This is a genomic window from Kitasatospora sp. NPDC001119 (genome assembly GCF_053598475.1).
Window position 1 is genome coordinate 1 of the sequence record NZ_JBSFKI010000019.1, and the last position, 21699, is coordinate 21699.

The window sequence follows — 21699 nt, forward strand, 5'->3', positions numbered from 1 at the left end:
ATCGCAAGGCGGAGGAGGGAGCCACTGCGGTGGGGGCACCTCCCGGCCGAAGGCTGGGGGCCATTGGCGACCGACGACAACGCGGCGAGGTGCGTGCCCCGGCGTCGCCCCGCAGACGCGAGTTCGAAGACAGGCCCTAGCACCGCCAGGGGCGGGTCCCGCGGGATCCGCCGCGGGGCCGACCGGCCCCCGTGAACGTCCGGCCGCCGCCCCCGGCAGTGTGGGGCGGCGGCCGAAGCGCGCCCCGGGGCGCGCGCTCCACGGCGCGTCCGGATGCGAAGTCCCAGATGAGGAGCAGTACTGATGAGCGCGGACGGCCGCTGGATCCGGCCCGAGTCCACCCGCAAGCCCGTCCTCGGCGGAGCCCGGCCGGGCGGGGTGGCCCTCGGCGAGCGCGGCCGGACGGGCCCCGGGCCGACGCCGGCCTCCCCGGCCGACCGGCGCCGCCGCAGGCCCGGGCCGCCCCGGGTGCCGCACCCGGCCCGGCCGGTGCTGCGGGCGGACTGGCTGCCGCTGCTGGCCGTGCTGCTGGTCCAGGCGGCGCTCTCGTACCACCTGATCCTCAGCAACACCGCCTTCATCGACGAGGGCACCTACATCTACGCGGGCTACCAGGAGATCGCGCACCTGCGGCACGGCACCCCGGTGTCGACGTACGAGACCTTCTTCTCCGGATCCCCGCTGATCTACCCGGTGGTGGTGGCCGTCGCGGACTTCGTCGGCGGGCTGAACGGCGCCCGGCTGCTGAGCCTGGCGTTCATGCTCTCCGCCACCACGGCCGTCCACCTGGCCACCCGTCGGCTGCACGGCTCGCTCGCGGCGTTCTGCGCGGCGGCGGCCTTCGTCGCGCTCGGCCCCACCCAGTTCCTCGGCGGCCTGGCCACCTACGACGCGATGGCGCTGGCGGTCCTCGCCTGGGCCGGGTACTTCGCGGTGCGGCTGACCACGGGCGGCGGGTACCCGAGCCTGGTCGCCTCCGGGCTGCTGCTGGCCCTGGCCGGCGCCACCAAGTACGCCGCGCTGCTGTGGGTGCCGGTGGTGTGCGGCATCGCGGTGCTGGCCGGGCCGCGCGGGTCGCTGCGCAGCTGGGAGGCCTGGCGGCGCGGGCTGCTGGTGCTGCTCACCTTCGTGGTGGCGGTCGGCGCGGCGGCGCTGGCGGCCGGCGAGAAGTACGTCAACGGCTTCAACCACACCACGCTCAAGCGCGCCCCGGGCCACGACTCGTACTCCTACGTGGCCTCGGAGGCCGCCCGCTGGGTGGGTCCGCTGCTGGTGGTCGCGCTGGCCGGGGTGCTGGTGCAGCTGGTGCGGGCGCGGCGGCGCGGCGGCGAGGCCTGGCCCGAGTTCTGGCTGGCGCTGTTGCTGCTGCTGGCCGGGCTGATGGCGCCGGTGAACCAGATCCGCATCCACACCTGGCTGTCGCTGCAGAAGCACGTCGACTTCGGCGCCTGGTTCTCCTGCATCGTGGTGGGCCTGGTGCTGGCCCGTACGGCGCTGTGGCTGAAGGGCCGTCTGCACCTGGTGGCCGGGGTGGCGGCGGCCGCCCTGGTGGTCGGCCCGCTCGCCTGGGTGGGCGCGGCCCAGGGCCGGGAGATGTACGGCGAGTGGTCGAACTCGAAGGAGTTCGTTGCCGCCCTGGAGCCGTACATCGTCAAGGGCGACGACCGGTACCTGGTCGAGAACTACAACGTCCCCGCGTACTACCTGCGCAAGCAGACCACCTGGCAGCAGTGGCACGACCTGGTGGCCGTCTTCCGACGGGACCCGGCCACCGGCGAGATGCAGAACGGGGTGCCCGCGATCCAGGCCGGCATCCAGGCCCACGAGTGGAAGGTCGTGGTCCTGGACTTCACCCAGACCGGGGCCATCGACAAGGCGATCCAGCCCACCCTGAAGGCCTCCGGGTACCGGGTGGTCACCGTGGTGACGAGCGGGAAGCACGGCCGGTACACCGTCTACGTGGCGCCCGGGTACGACAAGAAGCCGTGACGGGCGCCCGGGCCGGTCGTCAGAAGGCCATGGTGTAGACCATCAGGTCCATCCCCGGGTACGGGGCCCAGTCGCGTTCGGGGGTGCGCCGGAAGCCGATGCGCTCGTAGACGCGGTGGGCGGTGGTCATCTCCGGGCGGGTGGAGAAGGCCATGCCGGCCAGGCCGAGTTCGCGGCTGCGGGTGACGGTGGCGCGGACCAGGGCCTCGCCGACGCCGCGGCCGCGGGAGGCGGCGGCGGTGGCGAGCATCCGTATCTCGCCCTCCCGCGGGGTGGCGATGTCCGCCCACTCGGTGCCGCCGACCGCGTAGGTCACGCAGCCGAGGACCCCGGCTCCGGCCGTGTCGACGGCGACCAGGAGTTCGGCCTCGCGGGCCCGTCGCCCGGCGTCGCGCAGCAGGTCGACGTAGCTGCTCGTGGGGTTGGTGAAGCCGTCGCCGACGAAGGCCTCGACGGTGATCCGGCCGGCGTCGGCGAGGTCCTCCGGGAGGGCCTGGCGGATGAGGAAGTCCATGCGGCCAGTGTGCCGGAGCCCTGGTCGGGACGGTCCTCCGGGGTCGAACGGGTCGGAGGGGTCGAAGCGCTCGACGGGGCCGGGGTCGAGGACGGGTCGGCGGTGCCGTGCAGCCGGTCGGGGCGGGCCGGGTCGGCCGGGTAGCCGCCCGGGCGGTGGTAGTTGTCGCGGCCGGCCGCCGGGCCGTGGGAGGTCTCGCGGCCGATCAGCAGGCCGAGCAGGCCGAAACCGCCGACGGCCGCGGTCATCGCGAGTGAGCCGATGAGGGTGTCGCTGTCCATGGGCACCACTGTGGCCGGGCGGCGCCGCGGCCACGAGTGGCAGGAACGACCGATCGCCTCGAAATCCTGCCATCCTCCCGCCGTCCCCTTCCTTCCGCCGGGGCGGGCGCCGGGGGCATCCTGGTGGGCATGCTGAAGAACGTGGTCGCGGTGGTGCTGGAGGAGGTCCACCCCTTCGAACTGGGTGTGGCCTGCGAGGTGTTCGGCCTGGACCGCACCGCCGACGGGCTGCCGGGCTACGACTTCGCGATCGCCGGGGCCCGGCCGGGGCCGCACGCCACCCACTCCGGCTTCGCGGTGGACGTCCCGTACGGTCCCGAGCGCCTCGCCGGTGCGGACCTCGCCGTGGTCACCGCGGCGAGCATCCGCCCCGGCTACCCGGAGCCGCTGCTGGCGGCGCTGCGCGGGGTGGTCGAGGGCGGCGGCCGGGTGCTGTCCATCTGCAGCGGCGCCTTCGTGCTGGGCGCCGCAGGGCTGCTGGACGGCCGTCGCGCCGCCACGCACTGGCGGCACGGCGAGGAGCTGGCCGAGCGCTTCCCGCTGACCACGGTCGAGCCGGACGTGCTGTACGTGGACGACGACCCGGTGATCACCTCGGCCGGGACGGCGGCCGGCATCGACGCCTGTCTGCACCTGGTGCGCAAGGTGCAGGGCGCCGAGGTGGCCCGGGAGATCGCCCGCCGGATGGTGGTGGCACCGCACCGGGAGGGCGGGCAGGCCCAGTTCGTGAACCGGCCGCTGCCGGAGGCCGCCGGCGACTCGCTGGCCCCGCTGCTGGACTGGATGCGCCACCACCTGGCCGAGGAGGCCACCGTCGAGCAGCTGGCCGCCCGGGCGCACATGTCGCCGCGCACCTTCGCCCGCCGCTTCCAGCAGGAGACCGGCACCACCCCGCACCGCTGGCTGGTCGGGCAGCGGGTGCTGCTCGCCCAGCGGCTGCTGGAGTCCACCACCGAGCCGGTGGACGCGATCGCCGCCCGCTGCGGCTTCGGCAACGCGGCCGCGCTGCGGCACCACTTCGGCCGTCGGCTGGGCACCACGCCGCTGGCCTACCGGCGTTGCTTCGCCGACCCGGACCCGGACCCGGACCCGGACCCGAAGGCGGGCTGAGGGGCCGCAGGCTCGCACCAGCAGGTCCCGCCGGCCGTCAGTCCGTCCCGGCCGTCAGGTGCCCGACGCCGTTCCAGCCGTCCGGCCGCAGCCGCCCGTCCTGGGCCCGCCAGAGGCTGGTGGAGCAGTTGTGCACCGGCCCGAGCGCGGTGAGCTGGTCCTCGGTGAGCCGGTCCAGCGCGTAGCGGAGCATCAGCACCGTGCAGTCGTGCGCGACCAGCAGGACGGGCCGTCCGGCCTCCTCCTCGCAGAGGTCCCGCAGCAGGCTGCGCACCCGCAGGGCGACGTCGGCCCAGGACTCGCCGCCCGGCGGGCGGTAGTACAGCTCGCCCATCTTGCGCCGCCGGGCCGCCTCCTCCGGGTGCTTGGCCTCGATCGCGGCCTTCGGCAGCATCTCCAGGACGCCGAGTTCGCGGTCGCGCAGCCGCTCGTCGTACCGGACGGCGAGGGTGACCGGGACGGAGCCGAGCCCGGCGGCCTGGGCGAGCGCGATCCGGGCGGTCTCGGCGGTGCGCACGTACGGCGAGCACCAGACGCTGCGCGGGCGGTCGGCGCTGGGCAGGCCGGCCCACCAGTGGCCGAGCGCCTGGGCCTGCCGGCGGCCCTGCAGCGACAGCGGGATGTCGGCGTCGCGGCAGCTGATCGGGACGCTGAGCGCTCCGGCGGCCTCGGCCAGCTGGAACTCGACGTTGGCGGTGGACTCCCCGTGCCGGGTGGCGATCAGCACGGACGGCAGCCGGCCGGCCGCCGACGGGCGGTGGGCGGTGCCGTGCTGGCCCTGGCCGGTGGTGTGCGGCCCATGGCCGGCGGTGTGCTGACCCTGGGCGGTGCCGTGCTGGCCCTGCGCGGTGACGTGGTGGTGCTGGCCCTGCGTGGACTGGTGCTGGCCGTTGAGGGTGGTGCCGAGTTCTGCCATGGCCGCGAGCTCCCCGTGGTCGATCAGGTCCCGGCCGGATGCCGGTCCGGTCTGGTGGTGCCCGGCGTGCACGCCTGTTCATACATATGATCGCGCCGCCTTCTCCAGTGTTCACGGAGAAGGCGGCGCGATCACAGGGCGCGTACCGCGCGAATCAGTGCGCCGCTACAGGCTCCGGCGCGTTCTTCAGCTCGTCGTCGCCGGCTTCGGCGCTGTAGTCGGACGGCCTGGTCTCGTCCGGGCCGTCCGGCGCCTTGACCGCCCGCAGCACCAGGGTGAGCGCCACCGCGACGACCAGGTTGAGGGCGAAGGCGGTGACGCCGATGTAGCCGATCTCGCCGATGCCGGGGATCTCGGCCGCGTTGCCGCCGAAGTGCTTGGTGGCCGGGCTGGCGATCCCGTACGCCTTCCAGGTGCCGTACACCATGCCGGCCGCCCAGCCGGCGAACAGCGCCCAGTGGTGGAACCAGCGGGTGAACAGGCCGCCGACGATCGCCACGAAGGTCTGCAGGATCCACAGGCCGCCCAGCAGCTGGAGGTTGATCGCGGCCTGCTTGTCCATGCCGAGCACGAAGACCAGCGCGCCGACCTTCACCAGCAGCGAGACCAGCTTGGCGATCCGGGTCTCGTCGGCGGGGGTGGCGGCGGGCTTGAGCCACTCCTTGTAGACGTTGCGGGTGAACAGGTTGGCCGCCGCGATGGACATGATGGCGGCCGGCACCAGCGCGCCGATGCCGATCGCGGCGAAGGCCACGCCGGTGAACCAGTCCGGGAACATGTCCGCGAACAGCTGGGGCACCGACAGCTGGGCGTTGTAGCCCTTGACGCCCTTGCCGACGCCCGCCGCGAGCGCCATGAAGCCGAGCAGCGCCAGCAGGCCCAGCATCAGCGAGTAGGCGGGCATGATCGCCATGTTGCGGCGCACGGTCTTGCGGGACTTGGAGGCCAGCACGCCGGTCACCGAGTGGGGGTACATGAACAGCGCCATCGCCGAGCCGAGGGCGAGCGTGGCGTACGTCCACTGCTTGTTCTCGGGGATGGTCAGCGAGCCGCCCTTGACCTCCTTGAAGTGCTGCGCGGCCGAGTCGAAGATGTGCCCGTAGCCGCCGAGCCGGATCGGGATGTAGATCACCGCGACGATGATCACGATGTAGACCAGGGCGTCCTTGACGAAGGCGATCAGCGCCGGGGCCCGCAGGCCGGAGGAGTAGGTGTAGGCGGCCAGCACGCCGAAGGCGATGAACAGCGGCAGGTCCTTGACGAACCAGTTGGCGTTCTCCCCGCCGCCGACCCCCAGCACGTCCAGCACGGCCTGGATGCCGACGAGTTGCAGGGCGATGTACGGCATGGTGGCCAGGATGCCGGTGAGCGCGACCACCAGCGACAGCGGCCGCGAGCCGTACCGGCCGCGCACGAAGTCGGCCGGGGTCACGTAGCCGTGCACCCGGGAGACCGACCAGAGCCGGGGCAGGAAGAGGAAGACCAGCGGGTAGGCGATGATCGTGTACGGCACCGCGAAGAAGCCCGCCGCGCCGGTCGCGTACACCGCGGCCGGGACGGCGACGAAGGTGTACGCGGTGTAGAGGTCGCCGCCGAGCAGGAACCAGGTCACCCAGGTCCCGAAGCTTCGGCCGCCCAGGCCCCACTCGTCCAGGTGCGCGGCGTTGTCCGCGCGGCGCCAGCGCGAGGCGAGGAAGCCCATCACGGTGACGAGGGCGAAGAACAGCACGAAGACCACGAGGGCCGGCACGTTGACGTCCTTCATCGCGCACCGCCCTTCCGGGCCGCCTTGCGGGCCTTCTCGTCCCGGGTGATCAGCAGGTAGGCGGCGACCGTGAACACGGCCGACACCGGCACCCAGAGCAGCTGGTACCAGTAGAAGAACGGCACCCCGGCCACCGCCGGGTCGCTCTTGTCGTACGAGGACACCCAGAGCGTCGCGACGATCGGCACGAGCAGGGCGAGGCCGGCCAGCACCCGCTCGGGCGTCACGGCCGGGACGGGCCTCCCGGCTGGCTCGGGCATGACATCTTCGACGCTGGGAGGATCAGAGGGCATCTTCGGCTCCGCTCCGGAGGGGTTCCCCGTCGGCGCCGCAGCCCCTCGGCGCCGAGCGCCGCACGGGCCCGCCGAGCAGCACCATCGGTGATCGGCAGTCAGGTCAGTACGGCTGCGCAATCTAGAGCATGGGGTGATCCATGTCACCGGGATTGACCGAACTTCCCACCAGCCGGACGCAACCGGCCGGAGTCCGCCGCCGGGGGGCGCAAAAGCCACCACCGCCGGGGGCCGCGGGAGAAGCCGCCGCGGAACGCGAAGGGCACCGGCGCGCGGGTCGCGCGCGCCGGTGCCCGGGATGCGGTGGGGGAGTGCGGCTACTCCGGACGCTTCAGTCGGGTGATGAACTTGTAGCGGTCGCCGCGGTAGATGGAGCGCACCCACTCGACCGGGGCCCCGTCGTTGTCGAAGGAGTGCCGGGAGAGCTGGAGCATCGGCAGGCCGAGGTCGGAGCCGAGCAGGCCGGCCTCGCGCGGGTTGGCCAGGGTGGTCTCGATGGTCTCCTCGGCCTCGGCCACGGTGACCCCGTACACCTCGCGCAGCGCCGCGTAGAGGGAGGTGTGCTTGGCCAGGTTGCGGCGCAGGGCCGGGAAGCGCTTGGCGGAGAGGTGGGCGACCTCGATGGCCATCGGGTCGCCGTTGGCGAGCCGCAGGCGCTCGATCCGCAGCACCCGGCCGCCGGGCTTGATGTCGAGCAGCGGGGCGAGCCGGTCGTCGGCGGTGATGTAGCCGATCTCGATCAGCCGGGAGGCGGGCTCCAGGCCCTGGGCCCGCATGTCCTCGGTGTAGGAGGTCAGCTGGAGGGCCTGGGCGACCTTGGGCTTGGCGACGAAGGTGCCCTTGCCCTGGATGCGCTCCAGCCGGCCCTCGACGACCAGCTCCTGGAGGGCCTGGCGCACGGTGGTGCGGGAGGTGTCGAACTGGGCGGCGAGCGCCCGCTCGGGCGGCACCGGGGTGCCGGCGGGCTGGGTCTCGGTGAGCTGCAGCAGGTGCCGCTTCAGGCCGTAGTACTTGGGGACGCGCGCGGTCGGGTCGGTGCCGGCCTGCGTCGGGAGGCTGTTCACCTCGGGGTCGTTGACCTGGGCGGTGGATCCCCCGTCGCTGCTCATCGGACCTGTTCTCCCGCTTCTCGCGAGGCCTACGGCGACCCCGCCACATCGTTAACGGCTCACATCGTTGCATGTATGGCTACGGAACGAATACCTCATCACGCGATGAACGATGTGCGGTGTCGGCTTGATAACGGGTGGTCGAGATCGGTCGAACAGCCGTTGACAGGCCCATTGGTCTAGGCCAAGCTCCAGGCAGCTGGTCTACACCACTAGGCCGGTAGCTATGAATCCCCCCACCCGTTCGAAGGGGTCCGCGGCACCTTTCCCCCCGCTTTGTGTGGGTCTGCCGCTGCCGCCCGACGGGGGTAACCCAGGCATCCCTCAGGAGGATGGCGTAATGAAGCGTCAGCTCATCGCGGCGGTCGGCGTCGCAGCAATGGTCGTCGGCCTGGCGGCTTGCGGCTCGGACGGCAAGAAGAGCGAGGGCGACTCGGGGTCGTCCTCCGCCTCCGCGGCGGACAAGTACAAGGGCAAGACGCTCAAGGTCTGGACCATGACCGGCTCCGCCCCGAAGGGCTGGACCGACGCGGTCAAGACCGAGTTCGAGACCACCTACCCGGGCTCGAAGGTCGAGTACGCGACCCAGGAGTGGGGCGGCATCGGCGCCAAGATCACCGCCGCGCTGTCGGAGGGCTCGGTCGACGTCCTGGAGGTCGGCAACACCCAGACCGCCGGCTACGCCTCCTCGGGCGGTCTGCTCGACCTCACCAAGGAGAAGGCCGCCCTGGGCGGCGACGCCTGGCCCGCCAACCAGAACGAGTCCGCCGTCCTGGACGGCAAGCAGTACGCCGCCCCGTGGTACGTCACCAACCGCGTGGTCGCCTACAACAAGGACCTGTGGGCCAAGGCCGGCCTGACCGACACGCCGAAGACCCTGGAGGAGTTCTACAGCGACCTGGAGAAGCTGAAGACCACCGAGGGCGTCGTCGACCCGATCTACATGCCCGGCCAGGAGTGGTACGTCTACTTCGGTCTGCTCACCAGCGAGGGTGGCAAGATCGCCAAGAAGGACGGCGACAAGTGGGTCGGCGGCCTGGGCTCGCCCGAGAGCCAGAAGGCCTTCGAGACCTACAAGAAGCTCCAGGGCTACTCGGCCACCGGTCCGAAGGACAAGGACGAGGCCACCCCGCAGCAGAAGGACGTCTTCGCCCAGGGCAACGTCGGCGCCATGATCGGCCTCGGCTGGGAGCTGCCGGACGAGAAGGCCATGCCGAAGGACAAGATCGGCTACTTCGCGCTCCCCGGCAAGACCGCCGACAAGCCCACCGGCGTGTTCCTCGGTGGTTCGAACCTCGCGATCGCCTCGCAGAGCAAGAACACCGACATGGCCAAGGACTACCTGAAGATCGCCCTCAACGACAAGAACGAGGGCCTGTTCGCCGCCGCCGGCATCACCACGAACAAGCCCGCGCTGAACGCGAACATCCAGGGCGACTTCGCCAAGGCCGCCCAGCAGGGCGCCACCGTCGGCGCGATCACCCCGAACACCCCGAACTGGTCCAGCGTCGAGGACAACCCGAACCCGGTCAAGGAGTTCCTGACCGCTGTCCTCCAGGGCGGCGACTTCGCCTCCACGGCCAAGAAGTACGACGACGAGATCGCCAAGAAGCTCAACCAGAAGCAGTAAGCACCCGGGACCCGTCCTCGGACCTCCCGCAGGCGGGAGTCCGGAGGCGGGTCCCAGCAGCGTCGTTCACCGGCCCCCGGCGGGGGGCCGGTGGGCGGCGCCTGTCCGTCGTGGCCAGGTTGTGAGGAAGTGAGAACGATGGCTGTGCATTCGGAGCGGGTGCAGACACAGTCCCCGGACCCAGGGAAGGCCGCTGTGGCCGGTCAAGAGACGAGCGCCTCGGGCGGCGGCTCGAAGGGCACCGCGCCGAAGGGCGCCAGATCCGCGGGCGGCCCCAGCCTGGGCTCACGCCTCGCGCCGTACCTGCTGCTGCTGCCGGCCACCGTGGCGACCCTGGCCCTGCTGGGCTGGCCGCTGCTCAAGACGGTCCTGCTGTCGTTCCAGAACCTCAACAGGCGCCAGCTGGTCCTGCACCTGACCGAGTGGACGGGCTTCGACAACTACAAGGAGCAGCTGACCGACCCGGAGTTCTGGTCGGTCACCGGCCGGACCATCGTCTTCACCCTGGTCAACGTGGTGCTGATCATGGTCGGCGGCACCCTGATCGGTCTGTTGCTGAACCAGCTCGGCAAGAAGATGCGGCTGGTGCTCCAGGTCGCGCTGCTGCTGGCCTGGGCCATGCCGGTGGTCGCCGCGACCACCGTCTACACCTGGCTGTTCGACTCCCAGTGGGGCGTCGTCAACTGGATCCTGGAGCAGCTCGGCTGGCAGTCGATGCACGGCTACAACTGGCTCAGCAACCAGTATTCGACGTTCTTCGTGATCATCCTGCTGATCGTCTGGATGTCGATCCCGTTCGTGGCGTTCAACATGTACGCCGGCCTGACCACCATCCCGAAGGAGCTCTACGAGGCGGCCCGGATGGACGGCGCCGGCGCGCGCAAGATCTTCACCGCGGTGATCTTCCCCAACCTGAAGCCGTTCTTCCTGGCCACGACCTTCCTCGAGGTCATCTGGGTGTTCAAGGCGTTCACCCAGGTCTACGCGGTCAACGCCGGTGGACCGGAGAAGCTGACCCGGACCCTGCCGGTGCACGCCTTCCTGGAGGGTTCGGCCGGCCAGCACTACGGCGTCGGCTCCGCGATCGCGGTGCTCACCATCCTGATGCTGGGCGTGCTGATGGCGTACTACTTCCGCATCATGATCAAGCAGGAGGACGAGCTGTGAGGCGCTCTCTCTTCGGACGTACCTGGCTGAACGTGATCGCGGCCGTCCTCGCCGTCTTCTTCGTGTTCCCCGTCTACTGGATGTTCGCGACCGCGTTCAAGCAGAACAGCGACATCATCAGCCCGACGCCGGTGTTCATCCCGCTCGACGCGACCTTCGAGCACTTCACCACCGCGGTCAACGCGCCGAACTTCTGGACGTACGTCCTCAACAGCGTCGTCGTCACCGTCGGCGCGGTGCTCGGGTCACTGGTGATCGCCACCCTGGCGTCCTTCGCCATCGCCCGGATGAGGTTCCGCGGCCGCAAGGCCTTCGTGCTGGTCATCATGATGGCCCAGATGGCGCCCTGGGAGGTCATGACCATCGCGGTCTACATCATCTCCCGCGACAACGACATGCTGAACAGCCTGGTGCCGCTGACCCTCTTCTACATGATGATGGTCCTGCCCTTCACCATCTGGACGCTGCGCAGCTTCATCGCCGCGGTGCCGAAGGAGCTGGAGGAGTCGGCCATGGTGGACGGCTGCACCCGCTCCCAGGCCTTCGTGAAGGTGATCTTCCCGCTGCTGGCCCCGGGCCTGATGTCGACCTCGCTGTTCGGTTTCATCACGGCGTGGAACGAGTTCCCGCTCGTCCTGATCCTCAACAAGGACCAGGGCAAGACGCTGCCGCTGTGGCTGTCGTCCTTCAAGACCGCCTTCGGCAACGACTGGGGCGCCACCATGGCCGCGTCCACGATGTTCGCCATCCCCGTGCTGATCCTGTTCGTCTTCCTCCAGCGCAAGGCGGTCGGCGGTCTGACCGACGGCGCCGTGAAGGGCTGAGTCCACGTGAGCATCCTCGTTCCCACCGTGCCGGACAGCGACCAGCTGCACCGCGACGCCCTGACCGTCCTCCAGCCCGGCTTCGTCGGCACCGAGCCGCCGGAGTGGCTGCGCCGCCACCTCGCCGCGGGCCTCGGCTCGGTCGCGCTGTTCGACCGCAACGTGGTCGACCTCGACCAGCTGTCCGCGCTCACCCGGGCGCTGCGCGCCGAGAACCCCGACCTCCTGATCGCCATCGACGAGGAGAGCGGCGACGTCACCCGGCTGGAGGCGGGCTCCGGCTCGTCCTGGCCGGGCAACCTCGCGCTCGGCGCGATCGACGACCCGGCGCTGACCCGGGACGTCGCCCGCGAGCTGGGCCGGGCACTGGCCGCGGCCGGCGTCAACTACAACTGGGCGCCCACCGCGGACGTCAACTCCAACCCGCGCAACCCGGTCATCGGCGTCCGCTCCTTCGGCGCCGACCCCGAGCTGTGCGCCCGGCACACCGCCGCCTGGGTGGAGGGCCTGCAGTCGGCCGGCGTGGCCGCCTGCTCCAAGCACTTCCCCGGCCACGGCGACACCGCGGTGGACTCGCACCACGGCCTGCCGGTCATCGACGTCGACCTGGACGTGCTGCGGGCCCGCGACCTGATCCCGTTCCAGGCGGCGATCGCGGCCGGCACCAAGGCCGTGATGACCGCCCACATCATGATCCCGGCGCTGGACCCGAAGCTGCCGGCCACCCTGAGCCCGACCGTGCTGCGCGACCTGCTGCGCGCGGCCCCGGCCGACGGCGGCCTCGGCTACCAGGGCCTGATCGTCAGCGACGCGATCGAGATGGGCGCCATCGCCGACACCTTCGGGATGGGCGAGGGCACCGTGCTGGCCCTGGCGGCCGGCGCGGACGCGATCTGCGTCGGCGGCGGGCTGGCCGACGAGGAGACCGTGCTGATGCTGCGCGACGCCATCGTGGCGGGCGTGCGCTCCGGCCTGCTCGCCGAGGAGCGGCTGGCGGACGCCGCCGAGCGGGTCCGGGCGCTGGGCAGCTGGGGCCGGATCGCGGCCCAGGGCGAGCGGGTCGAGCCGGACCTGGCGGTCGGCCTGCGGGCCGCGCGCCGGGCGCTCAAGGTGGTCCGGGCGCCGGGCCAGGTGGTGCCGCCGGTGAGCGAGCGCCCGTACGTGGCCTCGTTCTCGGACGAGCCGAACATCGCGGTCGGCGACGTCACCCCGTGGGGTGTGGCCGGCATGCTGGCGGACCGCTTCCCCGGCACCCGCACCCGCGCGGTGTCGGCGGCCGAGGCCGCGCCGGAGCTGCTGGACGCCCTGGTCGGCGAGCTGCTGGCCGGCGCCGAGGGCCGCCGCCTGGTGCTGGTGGTCCGGGACGCGCACCGGCACGCGTGGATGTCCGCCGCGCTGCGCCGCCTGGTGGCGGCCCGGCCGGACGCCGCCGTGGTCGAGATGGGCCTGCCCCAGTCGGAGCCGGTCGGCGCGCTGTACATCGCCACCCACGGCGCCGCCCGGGTCTGCGGACTGGCGGCCGTGGAGGTCCTCACCGGGCAGCCGGGAGCGGTCGGCTGACACGATCGACGCGACGTCACCGGCGCTGTCCGGTGGCGTCGGTAAACGGGCCCGTCATGCGCATGTCGCATGGCGGGCCCGTTCTGTTTCCCCGCCGTCGACCCGGGAGACCACCGAGTGACCGTGTTCCCTCAAGCAGGCCTTAAATCCACCTTAAGACCTACTTAGGGTGACGGAACGACGACTGGCGGCCACGCGGTACAACGGCTCTGCAACGGCCGCCCCGACGAAGGCTTTTGGTCGTTGACACCACCTATGGTCTAGGCCAGAGTCCAGTCATCCGGTTCGAGATTCAACCTCGCCGGATGTGGTATCGGCCCTCCCCCAAGCTCTTCGCCGCCCCCTGTCCGGACTCTCCGCCACGGGCGCCAATCACGCTGCCGGCGGGCACAACGGCTCTACACCCCTCGGAGGATGGCGTGAAGAAGCGTCAGCTCATGTCGACGCTCGGGACCCTGGCACTGGCGGTCGGTCTGACGGCCTGTTCCTCGACGGCGAAGCCCTCGGGCGACGCCGGCGCGGCCGGTTCCGCGGACCCGAAGGCCGCCGGTGGCACCGTCACCGTCTGGCTGATGGACGACGCCCAGAAGAACTGGCCGGACCTGGTCCAGCGGGTCAACGACGAGTTCGCGGCGAAGTACCCGAACGTCACCCTCAGGCTCGCCTACCAGGGTTGGGCCGACAAGCTGGCCAAGCTCGACAAGGCCATCGCCGACGGCAGCGCCCCCGACGTGGTCGAGCTGGGCAACACCGAGACCATGAAGTACGTGCTCTCCGGCGCGCTGGCCCCGGTGGACCGCGGCACCTTCGACAACTCCGACAGCTGGATCAAGGCGCTCGCCAACACCTGTACGTACCAGGACAAGCTCTGGTGCGTGCCCTACTACGCCGGCTCCCGGGTCGCCATCTACAACTCCACCGCCTTCCAGCAGGCCACCGGCAGCGCCGACTTCCCGAAGACCGAGGCGGAGCTGCTGGCCGCGCTGGACAAGGTCGCGGACCGGAACAAGGCCGACAAGACCTTCTCCCCGCTCTACCTGCCCGGCCCGTACTGGTACGCCGCGATGAGCTACGTGGCCGCGTACGGCGGCGGCATCGCCAAGTTCGACGGCTCCGGCAACTGGCACGGCACCCTGCACGACCCCAAGTCCCAGCAGGGCATCAGCCACTTCGTCGACCTGGTGCGCAAGTACAACAAGGGCGACCTGGCGGTGAACGAGCAGAACCAGTTCGAGTCGATGGCCCGCGGGCACGCCGCGTCCTTCTACGGCAACGGCTACGAGGCGGCCAGCGTCACCGCGCCGGTCACCGGCGACCCGAGCCTCAAGGACGCCGTCAAGGTGGCCACCATGCCCGGGCCGGACGGCAAGCCGCTGCCGACCTTCATCGGCGGCTCCGACCTCGCCGTCACCGCCAAGTCCCAGCAGGTGGCGCTGGCCACCGACTGGATCCGGATGTTCACCAGCACCAAGTCCGAGCAGGCGCTGGCCGACAAGGACATCCTGCCGAACAACCTGACCCAGCTGAACCCGCTGAAGAGCAAGCCGAGCACCGCCGCCGCGGCCAACGCCGTCCCGGATGCCTGGTTCACCCCGCTGGCCCCCGGCTGGGGCGCGGTCGAGAAGCAGAAGATCATCCCGGACATGCTGACCTCGATCCTCAAGGGCAAGTCGGTGGACCAGGCCACCAAGGAGGCCGACGCCGCGATCGACCAGCTGATCAACAAGGCGTCCTGACCTCCCGTCGCGCCCGTCTCCGGACGCCCGTCCCGTCGTCGGAAGGGCGTCCGGAAGGGCGTCCGGAGGGGCGCGCGGGTGGGCGTGCGCGCGGGGCGCGCGGGTGTGCGGACGGAGGTGCCCGGCGGCGGGCGCGCCCGTAGGATCGTGGGACGAAGGACCGCAGCGAGTGTGCGGACTCGCCGCCTGGAGGTCCCCGCCGGGCAGCCGCCCGAGCGGGGTCGAACCGTCTCACCGGAGGCAGACCCAGATGTCCGACCCGCAGACCGTTCCCGTCCCCGGCCGGATCATGGCGGCGGAGATGGCCGAGCAGCCGGCCGTCCTCCAGCGCATCCTCGACGAGGGTGCCCCGAAGATCCGCGAGGTCGCCGCACAGATCGCCGCCCGCCGCCCGCGCTTCGTCCTGCTCACCGCGCGCGGCACGTCCGACAACGCCGCGCTGTACGCCAAGTACCTGATCGAGATCCTGCTCGGCAAGCCGGCCGGCCTGACCTCGATGTCCACCACCACCGCGTACGGCGCCAAGCCGGACCTCACCGACGTGCTGGTCGTCACCGTCAGCCAGTCCGGCGGCTCGCCCGACCTGGTGGCCTCCACCAAGGCCGCCCGCGAGGCCGGGGCCGTCACGCTCGCGGTGACCAACAACGCCGCCTCGCCGCTCGCCGAGGTCTCCGAGTTCCACATCGACGTGCTGGCCGGCCCGGAGAAGGCGCTGCCGGCCACCAAGACGTACACCGCCGAGCTGCTGGCGCTCTACCTGCTGGTCGAGGGCCTGCGCGGGGGCGACGGCGCGGCCGCCAAGGAGCTGCCGGGCCTGGCCGCCGGGGTGCTGTCCCGCCGGGCCGAGGTGAAGGCGCTGGCGGAGCGCTACCGCTTCGCCCAGCGCCTGGTGATCACCTCGCGCGGCTACGGCTACCCGACCGCCCGCGAGGCGGCGCTCAAGCTGATGGAGACCACCTACATCCCGGCCACCCCGTTCTCCGGCGCCGACCTGCTGCACGGCCCGCTGGCGATGGTGGACAACGTCTCGCCGGTCATCGCGATCGTCCCGGACGGCAAGGGCGGCGAGGCCCTCCAGCCGGTGCTGGACCGGCTGCGCGGGCGCGGCGCGGACCTGGTGGTGGTCGGCCAGCAGGCGCAGGTGGACGCCGCCTCGGCCGGCTTCGCGCTGCCGGCCGGCGTGCCCGAGGAGGTGCAGCCGGTCCTGGAGATCCTGCCGCTCCAGCTGCTGGCCTACGAGGTCACCATCGCCCGCGGCCAGGACCCGGACGCCCCGCGCGCCCTGGCCAAGGTCACCGAGACGCGGTAGCCCGTCCCGCACGCGAGCCGGCCCCGGTCCACGGGTTGTGGACCGGGGCCGGCTCGTTGAGCGGCGGAGACATGGTTCCGGGGGTGGAAAACACTACGGGCCACGGCGCCGACACGGGACCCTCAACCCATGCGGCACCGCAGCCCGGAGCTGTCGTCGGGCGCCAGATGGGATCGAGAACTGTGCGGGGTCCTCGATCTGCGGCGTCCGACCGAGGAGGGGCCGCGCGCGGTCAGGGCAGTTGCGCGGGGACCTCTCCTTGGTGCCCTTCCATTGTGGACTAGACCAATCTCGGTTGTCCAGGCCTCCCGGAAAATTGGTCTAAACAACTCAGGGGGTGTCCGGACCCGGCGGGAGGCCTGGCGCGCCCCGCCCGGACCGGCGGCGCTACCCTCGCCATGTGCCCTCGCTGAACGAACTCGTCCGCCGCCACACCACCCTCACCGGGGCCGATGTGGAATGGCTCCACCACCTGGTCTCGGAGTGGCAGCTGCTCTCCGACCTCTCCTTCGCCGACCTGGTGCTGTGGATCCCCACCTGGGACGGCATCCGCTACGTCTCGGTGGCGCAGATGCGGCCCAACACCGGGCCCACCTCCTACCAGGACGACATGGTCGGCCACCTCGTCCCGCGCGGCCGCCGCCCGCTGCTGGACGCCGCCTTCGACGAGGGCCGGATCGTGCGCGAGGGCGACCCGGAGTGGCGCGAGGAGGTCCCGGTCCGGGTCGAGTCGATCCCGGTCCGGCGCGAGGGCAAGGTGCTGGGCGTGATCGCCCGCAACACCAACCTGCTGACCGTCCGCACCCCCAGCCGGCTGGAGCTCACCTACCTCCAGAGCGCCTCCGACCTGGCCCAGATGATCGCGGCCGGCTCCTTCCCCTTCCCCGGCGTCGAGCAGGCCGACATGGACGCGGCCCCCCGGGTCGGCGACGGCCTGATCCGGCTGGACGCGGACGGCGTGGTCACCTACGCCAGCCCCAACGCCCTCTCCGCGTACCACCGCCTCGGCCTCACCACCGACCTGGTCGGCAGCCACCTCGGCCGGGCCACCGCCGACCTCGCCCCGCCGTCCCGCTCGGCCGTCCACGAGGCGCTGGTGAAGCTGGCGAGCGGCTGGGCGCCCCGGCAGACCGAGGTGGAGGCGCAGGGGGGAGTGGTGACCCTGCGGGCGATCCCGCTCAAGCCCAAGGGCACCCTGACCGGTTCGCTGGTGCTCTGCCGGGACGTGACCGAGCTGCGCCGCCGCGACCGCGAGTTGATGACCAAGGACGCCACCATCCGGGAGATCCACCACCGGGTGAAGAACAACCTGCAGACCGTCGCGGCCCTGCTGCGGCTGCAGTCCCGCCGGATGGAGTCGGAGTCCGCCCGGGCCGCGCTGGACGAGGCGGTGCGCCGGGTCGGCTCGATCGCGATCGTGCACGAGACGCTCTCCCAGGCGCTGGACGAGCAGGTGGCCTTCGACGAGATCGCCGACCGGGTGCTGGCGATGGCGATGGAGCTGACCCAGGACGGCCGGGTGGCGACCCGCCGCACCGGCAGCTTCGGGATCCTCTCCGCCGAGGTGGCCACCCCGCTGTCGATGGTGCTGACCGAACTGCTCCAGAACGCCCTGGAGCACGCGTTCGGTCCGACCGCCTCCGGGAACCTGGAGGTCAGCGCGCTGCGCGGGCGGGCCCCGGCGACCGGCAAGGGCTGGTCGGACACCTGGAACGGCGGCGCCCGGCCGGAGGAGTACCTGCTGATCACGGTGCAGGACGACGGCCGCGGCATGCCGGAGGGCTTCGACCCGAAGACGGCGGGCAACCTCGGGCTGCAGATCGTCCGGACGCTGGCCACCGGCGAACTGGGCGGCACCTTCGACATGGTGGCCGGCCCGAACGGCGGTACGAAGGTGATCCTGGAGATCCCCGTCCGCTGAGATCCCGGTCCGCCGCGGTCGCGGCCGCGGCCGCGGGGAAACCGTTGCGCGGGGATGCGCACAGGTGCGTGGAGGGGGCGTGCGTCCGGCGGAAGCGCCGGGTGCGCGCACCCGCACGCCGGGGTGCGGAAAGGGTGCGGAAACAGAAACGAGGCCCTGTCGACCGGGGGGGGGTGGGTCGACAGGGCCTCTCAACCCGTTCCGGCCGTCGGGGGGAGTCGGCCGGAGCGGGGGCTCTGGGTGGTGCGACACCTCGCCGGTGCGTTGCACACGGTGAGCGCCACAGCTCCACGATATTGCTCTAAGTGAACAGTATCAAGTGCTTGGGCGGGTCCGGTGTCGCGGGACCTGGCTGGGCGAGGTCCTTGGTGCGGAAGGCTTCACCAGGAGGTGCAGGGAAGCCTTTGATCATGTGTCGATCGGTACTGCGGTCACTGCTGGTACTACGGCGTGTGATCGCCGGGTGATCAGGCGGTGCGGGCGCGGTTGCGGGCTGCACGGCGCTTCATCGCGCGGCGCTCGTCCTCGCTCATGCCGCCCCAGACGCCGGCGTCCTGACCGGTCTCGAGCGCCCACTGGAGGCACTGCTCCATCACCGGACAGCGGCGGCACACGGCCTTGGCTTCCTCGATCTGCAGCAGAGCAGGACCGGTGTTCCCGATCGGGAAGAACAGCTCGGGGTCCTCTTCGCGGCAGACAGCGCGGTGGCGCCAGTCCATGGTCGTCCAACTCCTCCTGCCGCGGGGGGTGGCCCGATCGGCATAATCGAATGGCTTGTGAATGTGAACGCTTTCACGAATCCCGCAACAGCAAAAGAGACCAAAGGCCCGTCGGGCCCGGGTGGTCTGTGCTGGGGGGGATTCGGCGATTCGAGGGACACTCCGCGGTCGGCGCTCCTGTGGTTCCGGAGTTGCCGTCGCTGCGATGTGTCCCGATCGCCATGTAGAGGTTCGCAAACCTCGGGCTCGGATACAACCCCCTTCGGGGAGGAATTTTGGATTCTTCGGTGTCGCCTAGCTCACAGCCAGTACTTCTATGGAGTGAAGGGGGCTTGTGCGTTCGAGAAGAAGGAGGAACCCCCCTTCCAGTCACACAATCACACGCAGTGCCCGCCGTACGCCTGTGAAACTGACGCGACTCCTGTCTCCAAGATGGTCCCCGTCGACCTGGAACGGGGCCGGTTCCTCCGAAACCAAGGTGAAGTGTCTGACGTCGTGATAGGAGACGACGTGCTTCCCGGAGGGGCCGCTGGGAGGGGCGCCGTCACTCGAAGTCGTGTACGACCGCAGGATCTGACGGACCGTTCGAGCGGTGCCGAACGCCGTCATCCGGGTGATGCCGAAGACGTCCAGGTCCGTGTCGAAGGAGGCGAGCGGTGAGGGGTAGACCGGACGGTTGCCGAGGAACGTCCAGGGAGAGGTGTTGCTGACTATCGACAGCACCAGGCCCGGAACCCGTTCGTGGCCAGGCAGCTCCAGGGAGACGGGGCCGGAACGGCGCTGCTCACGCTGGGTGAAGTAGTGCCGCAGGGCCTGGCCGACGTACAGGGCGTGGGTGGACTTGCGCCCGGCCCGGCGCTGCTCCTCGACCCGCCCGACCACCCCGGCGTCGAAGCCGAGGCCGGCGGTGAAGGTGAACCAGCGGTCCGGCAGCCCGTCGGTCATCGCCTTGCCCAGCCCGATCGGCCGCTCCCGGCCGTGCTCCAGCGCGTCCAGCAGGGCGCCGGTGGCCTCCACCGGGTCGTTGGGCAGGCCCAGCGCGCGGGCGAACACATTGGTCGAACCGCCCGGCACCACGGCCAGTCGCGGGACCTTCTCGCCCGGGCCGTGCGCCAGCAGCCCGTTCACCACCTCGTTGACGGTGCCGTCCCCGCCCAGCGCCACCACCAGGTCGACCGTGCCGTCCTCCGCCGCCTCGCGGGCCAGGTCGCGCGCGTGGCCCCGGTAGCGGGTCTCGGCGACCTCCAGCTTGAGATCGCTGCGCAGGGCGTGGATCAGGACGTCCCTGGTCCGGCCACTGGTGGTGGTGGCCTTGTGGTTCACGACCAGGAGAGCGCGCATGGGGAAAGCCTACGGGTCGGTACGGAGCAACCGGCGGCTACCCTGCTGGAGTGACCGCAGAAACCTCCGCACCCGTACCCTCGGCCGGATCCGGCCGCCCGGCCTCCCTGACCCTGGGCGCCGCCATCACGGCCCTGGCGGGCGCCGCGCTGGCCGTCGTCGGCGTCTGGGACATGGTGGCCGCGCTGTCCGGCCAGTCCAAGCAGCTGGCCCTGAACGAGTTCGGCGGAGCGGTCATCGTGCTGCTCGGGGTGCTGCCGGTGCTGGCCGCCCGCGCCCTGCTCAAGGAGCGCCGCTGGGGCCGCAGTCCGGCGGTGCTGACCAACTCGATCTGCCTGCCGGTCGGCTACTACATGGCCGAGAGCGGCGGCGCGATGATCGCGGTCGGCGTGCTGGTCGGGGCGCTCGGCCTGGTGGGCATCGGCTGCCTGCTGAACCCGAAGTCGACGGCGGCCCTGTACGCCCCGTCCGAGGACTAGGGCCTGTGTGAGGTTGCGATCAGTCGGCGTCTCGCAGGAGGTCGTCGACCCAGATCATCGAGGCGCGGAGGTGGAGGCCGGCGAGGTAGCTTTCGGGCTTCTTGTCGCAGCGGGTGGCGATGCCTCGCCAGGCCTTCAGCCTGTTGATCAGGCGCTCGACGGTGTTGCGCTCCTTGTAGAGATCCGCGTCGTGGCCGACCGGCCGGCCACCCCTGCTGCCCTTCCTCTTCCTGCTGGCGGCCTGGTCCCTCTTCTCCGGGATGACCGCCTTGATCCGGCGTTTACGCAGGTAGGCGCGGTTGCCGCGGGACGAGTACGCCCTGTCCGCGGCGACCGCGCCGGGCCGGGTGCGGGGGCGGCCGACGGGCCCACGGACGCGGACCTTCTCCAGCACGGGGACGAACTGCGGGCTGTCACCGGCCTGCCCCGCGGTCAGCACGAGTGCCAGGGGACGGCACCTGCGGTCGGCGGCCAGATGGACCTTGCTGGTCAGCCCGCCCCGGGACCGTCCGAGGTGGGCTTCCTTCAGGCGGAGCCCACGACGGAGCCGGGCGCGTCGCCGCTCGTCCTGTCCGTTCTGTTCCTGCGGCTCGCCCCTTTTTGTCGGGTCTCCTCCTGCTCCCGCGCGGCCTCCTCCAGGGCCTCCATGATCTCCTCGTCGACGAGCATCCCGGCGGCGTCGTGGTGAGCCCGGACGGACGTGGAATCCACGCTGACCAGCGACAGGTCCGCTGTCCCCTCGCGAGCGGCCTGGGCGATCAGGCCTTCCAGCAGGGCGGTGAAGACGCCCGCGTCCCGCCAGACACGGAATCGGCCGTAGACCGTCGGCCAGGGACCGAACTCGGAAGGCATCTCCCGCCACTGGGCGCTGCAGCGGAACCGCCAGATCACGCCCTCGAACTGCTCCCGAAGCCGCTCGGGGTACGGTCCGAACCTCCCGATCGGCAGATAGGGCTCGATCAACTTCCACTGCTCGTCCGTCAGTTGCCTACGCGTCACGACCAACCGTTCTACCGGGTTCTGCCCTCAGGTGAGG

17 protein-coding genes and 1 pseudogene are annotated in these 21699 nt (G+C 71.3%); 10 read left to right on the top strand and 8 right to left on the bottom strand.

What is annotated here, in order from left to right; translation table 11 throughout:
• Window positions 1-303: 303 nt before the first annotated feature.
• Window positions 304-1989 (top strand): ArnT family glycosyltransferase, encoded by a 1686-nt coding sequence (locus ACWDD9_RS23385; protein ID WP_380745538.1) that lies wholly within the window; start codon window positions 304-306, stop codon window positions 1987-1989.
• A 19-nt stretch (window positions 1990-2008) separates the two neighbouring features.
• Here the strand turns inward: ACWDD9_RS23385 and ACWDD9_RS23390 are convergent, their stop codons facing one another.
• Window positions 2009-2503 carry a GNAT family N-acetyltransferase gene (locus ACWDD9_RS23390; RefSeq protein WP_074001412.1) on the bottom strand — a complete coding sequence of 165 codons (495 nt, stop codon included), beginning with the start codon at window positions 2501-2503 and terminating at the stop codon, window positions 2009-2011.
• 410 nt (window positions 2504-2913) lie between these two features.
• Between ACWDD9_RS23390 and ACWDD9_RS23395 the strand changes: the two genes are divergently transcribed.
• A complete protein-coding gene (locus ACWDD9_RS23395; protein ID WP_449812591.1) occupies window positions 2914-3894 on the top strand; it encodes a helix-turn-helix domain-containing protein in 981 nt (326 codons plus the stop codon).
• A 37-nt stretch (window positions 3895-3931) separates the two neighbouring features.
• On the opposite strand, the gene ACWDD9_RS23400 is transcribed toward ACWDD9_RS23395, so the two are convergent.
• The 4 genes from ACWDD9_RS23400 to ACWDD9_RS23415 form a co-directional block, all read right to left on the bottom strand.
• Complete coding sequence (locus ACWDD9_RS23400; protein WP_107418693.1) at window positions 3932-4810, bottom strand: histidine phosphatase family protein; 879 nt, start codon at window positions 4808-4810, stop codon at window positions 3932-3934.
• A gap of 154 nt (window positions 4811-4964) precedes the next feature.
• Complete coding sequence (gene mctP / locus ACWDD9_RS23405) at window positions 4965-6575, bottom strand: monocarboxylate uptake permease MctP (protein WP_049649418.1); 1611 nt, start codon at window positions 6573-6575, stop codon at window positions 4965-4967.
• Complete coding sequence (locus tag ACWDD9_RS23410; protein WP_049649419.1) at window positions 6572-6835, bottom strand: DUF3311 domain-containing protein; 264 nt, start codon at window positions 6833-6835, stop codon at window positions 6572-6574. The genes mctP and ACWDD9_RS23410 overlap by 4 nt, the downstream gene beginning before the upstream one ends.
• A 350-nt stretch (window positions 6836-7185) precedes the next feature.
• Entirely contained in the window at window positions 7186-7977 is a 792-nt protein-coding gene (locus ACWDD9_RS23415) for a GntR family transcriptional regulator (RefSeq protein ID WP_049649420.1), read from the bottom strand.
• Between the two features lie 340 nt (window positions 7978-8317).
• Between ACWDD9_RS23415 and ACWDD9_RS23420 the strand changes: the two genes are divergently transcribed.
• The 7 genes from ACWDD9_RS23420 to ACWDD9_RS23450 all read left to right on the top strand — a co-directional run bounded on the left by ACWDD9_RS23420 (window position 8318) and on the right by ACWDD9_RS23450 (window position 18124).
• Window positions 8318-9607: an extracellular solute-binding protein gene (locus ACWDD9_RS23420; protein WP_074001414.1), complete on the top strand. Its 1290-nt coding sequence runs from the start codon at window positions 8318-8320 to the stop codon at window positions 9605-9607.
• 138 nt (window positions 9608-9745) lie between these two features.
• Window positions 9746-10774, top strand: coding sequence for a carbohydrate ABC transporter permease (locus ACWDD9_RS23425; RefSeq protein ID WP_049649422.1), 1029 nt, complete (start codon window positions 9746-9748; stop codon window positions 10772-10774).
• Window positions 10771-11598: a carbohydrate ABC transporter permease gene (locus ACWDD9_RS23430; protein ID WP_049649423.1), complete on the top strand. Its 828-nt coding sequence runs from the start codon at window positions 10771-10773 to the stop codon at window positions 11596-11598. The genes ACWDD9_RS23425 and ACWDD9_RS23430 overlap by 4 nt, the downstream gene beginning before the upstream one ends.
• A gap of 6 nt (window positions 11599-11604) precedes the next feature.
• On the top strand, window positions 11605-13158 hold the full coding sequence (locus ACWDD9_RS23435; protein WP_049649424.1) for a glycoside hydrolase family 3 protein: 1554 nt from the start codon (window positions 11605-11607) through the stop codon (window positions 13156-13158).
• 437 nt (window positions 13159-13595) lie between these two features.
• Window positions 13596-14894 carry an extracellular solute-binding protein gene (locus ACWDD9_RS23440; RefSeq protein WP_449812622.1) on the top strand — a complete coding sequence of 433 codons (1299 nt, stop codon included), beginning with the start codon at window positions 13596-13598 and terminating at the stop codon, window positions 14892-14894.
• Between the two features lie 250 nt (window positions 14895-15144).
• Window positions 15145-16203 (top strand): SIS domain-containing protein, encoded by a 1059-nt coding sequence (locus tag ACWDD9_RS23445; protein WP_449812592.1) that lies wholly within the window; start codon window positions 15145-15147, stop codon window positions 16201-16203.
• 400 nt (window positions 16204-16603) lie between these two features.
• A complete protein-coding gene (locus ACWDD9_RS23450; RefSeq protein WP_181970676.1) occupies window positions 16604-18124 on the top strand; it encodes a sensor histidine kinase in 1521 nt (506 codons plus the stop codon).
• A gap of 467 nt (window positions 18125-18591) precedes the next feature.
• Here ACWDD9_RS23450 and ACWDD9_RS23455 read toward each other — a convergent pair whose 3' ends face one another.
• Both ACWDD9_RS23455 and ACWDD9_RS23460 read right to left on the bottom strand, forming a co-directional pair.
• Window positions 18592-18843 (bottom strand): WhiB family transcriptional regulator, encoded by a 252-nt coding sequence (locus ACWDD9_RS23455; protein WP_014138019.1) that lies wholly within the window; start codon window positions 18841-18843, stop codon window positions 18592-18594.
• Between the two features lie 369 nt (window positions 18844-19212).
• Window positions 19213-20184, bottom strand: a complete 972-nt coding sequence (locus ACWDD9_RS23460) for a diacylglycerol/lipid kinase family protein (RefSeq protein ID WP_074001417.1) — start codon at window positions 20182-20184, stop codon at window positions 19213-19215.
• Window positions 20185-20234: 50 nt separating this feature from the next.
• On the opposite strand from ACWDD9_RS23460, the gene ACWDD9_RS23465 reads away from it, so the two are divergent.
• A complete protein-coding gene (locus tag ACWDD9_RS23465; protein ID WP_049649428.1) occupies window positions 20235-20663 on the top strand; it encodes a hypothetical protein in 429 nt (142 codons plus the stop codon).
• Between the two features lie 19 nt (window positions 20664-20682).
• Here ACWDD9_RS23465 and ACWDD9_RS23470 read toward each other — a convergent pair.
• Window positions 20683-21662: pseudogene (locus ACWDD9_RS23470) on the bottom strand (IS5 family transposase).
• Window positions 21663-21699: the final 37 nt, after the last annotated feature.

Coding starts and splice junctions, on each gene's coding strand:
- ACWDD9_RS23385 (WP_380745538.1), top strand. CDS start 304: ATGAGCGCGGACGGCCGCTGGATCCGGCCCGAGTCCACCCGCAAGCCC.
- ACWDD9_RS23390 (WP_074001412.1), bottom strand. CDS start 2,503: ATGGACTTCCTCATCCGCCAGGCCCTCCCGGAGGACCTCGCCGACGCC.
- ACWDD9_RS23395 (WP_449812591.1), top strand. CDS start 2,914: ATGCTGAAGAACGTGGTCGCGGTGGTGCTGGAGGAGGTCCACCCCTTC.
- ACWDD9_RS23400 (WP_107418693.1), bottom strand. CDS start 4,810: ATGGCAGAACTCGGCACCACCCTCAACGGCCAGCACCAGTCCACGCAG.
- mctP (WP_049649418.1), bottom strand. CDS start 6,575: ATGAAGGACGTCAACGTGCCGGCCCTCGTGGTCTTCGTGCTGTTCTTC.
- ACWDD9_RS23410 (WP_049649419.1), bottom strand. CDS start 6,835: ATGCCCGAGCCAGCCGGGAGGCCCGTCCCGGCCGTGACGCCCGAGCGG.
- ACWDD9_RS23415 (WP_049649420.1), bottom strand. CDS start 7,977: ATGAGCAGCGACGGGGGATCCACCGCCCAGGTCAACGACCCCGAGGTG.
- ACWDD9_RS23420 (WP_074001414.1), top strand. CDS start 8,318: ATGAAGCGTCAGCTCATCGCGGCGGTCGGCGTCGCAGCAATGGTCGTC.
- ACWDD9_RS23425 (WP_049649422.1), top strand. CDS start 9,746: ATGGCTGTGCATTCGGAGCGGGTGCAGACACAGTCCCCGGACCCAGGG.
- ACWDD9_RS23440 (WP_449812622.1), top strand. CDS start 13,596: ATGTCGACGCTCGGGACCCTGGCACTGGCGGTCGGTCTGACGGCCTGT.
- ACWDD9_RS23445 (WP_449812592.1), top strand. CDS start 15,145: ATGTCCGACCCGCAGACCGTTCCCGTCCCCGGCCGGATCATGGCGGCG.
- ACWDD9_RS23455 (WP_014138019.1), bottom strand. CDS start 18,843: ATGGACTGGCGCCACCGCGCTGTCTGCCGCGAAGAGGACCCCGAGCTG.
- ACWDD9_RS23460 (WP_074001417.1), bottom strand. CDS start 20,184: ATGCGCGCTCTCCTGGTCGTGAACCACAAGGCCACCACCACCAGTGGC.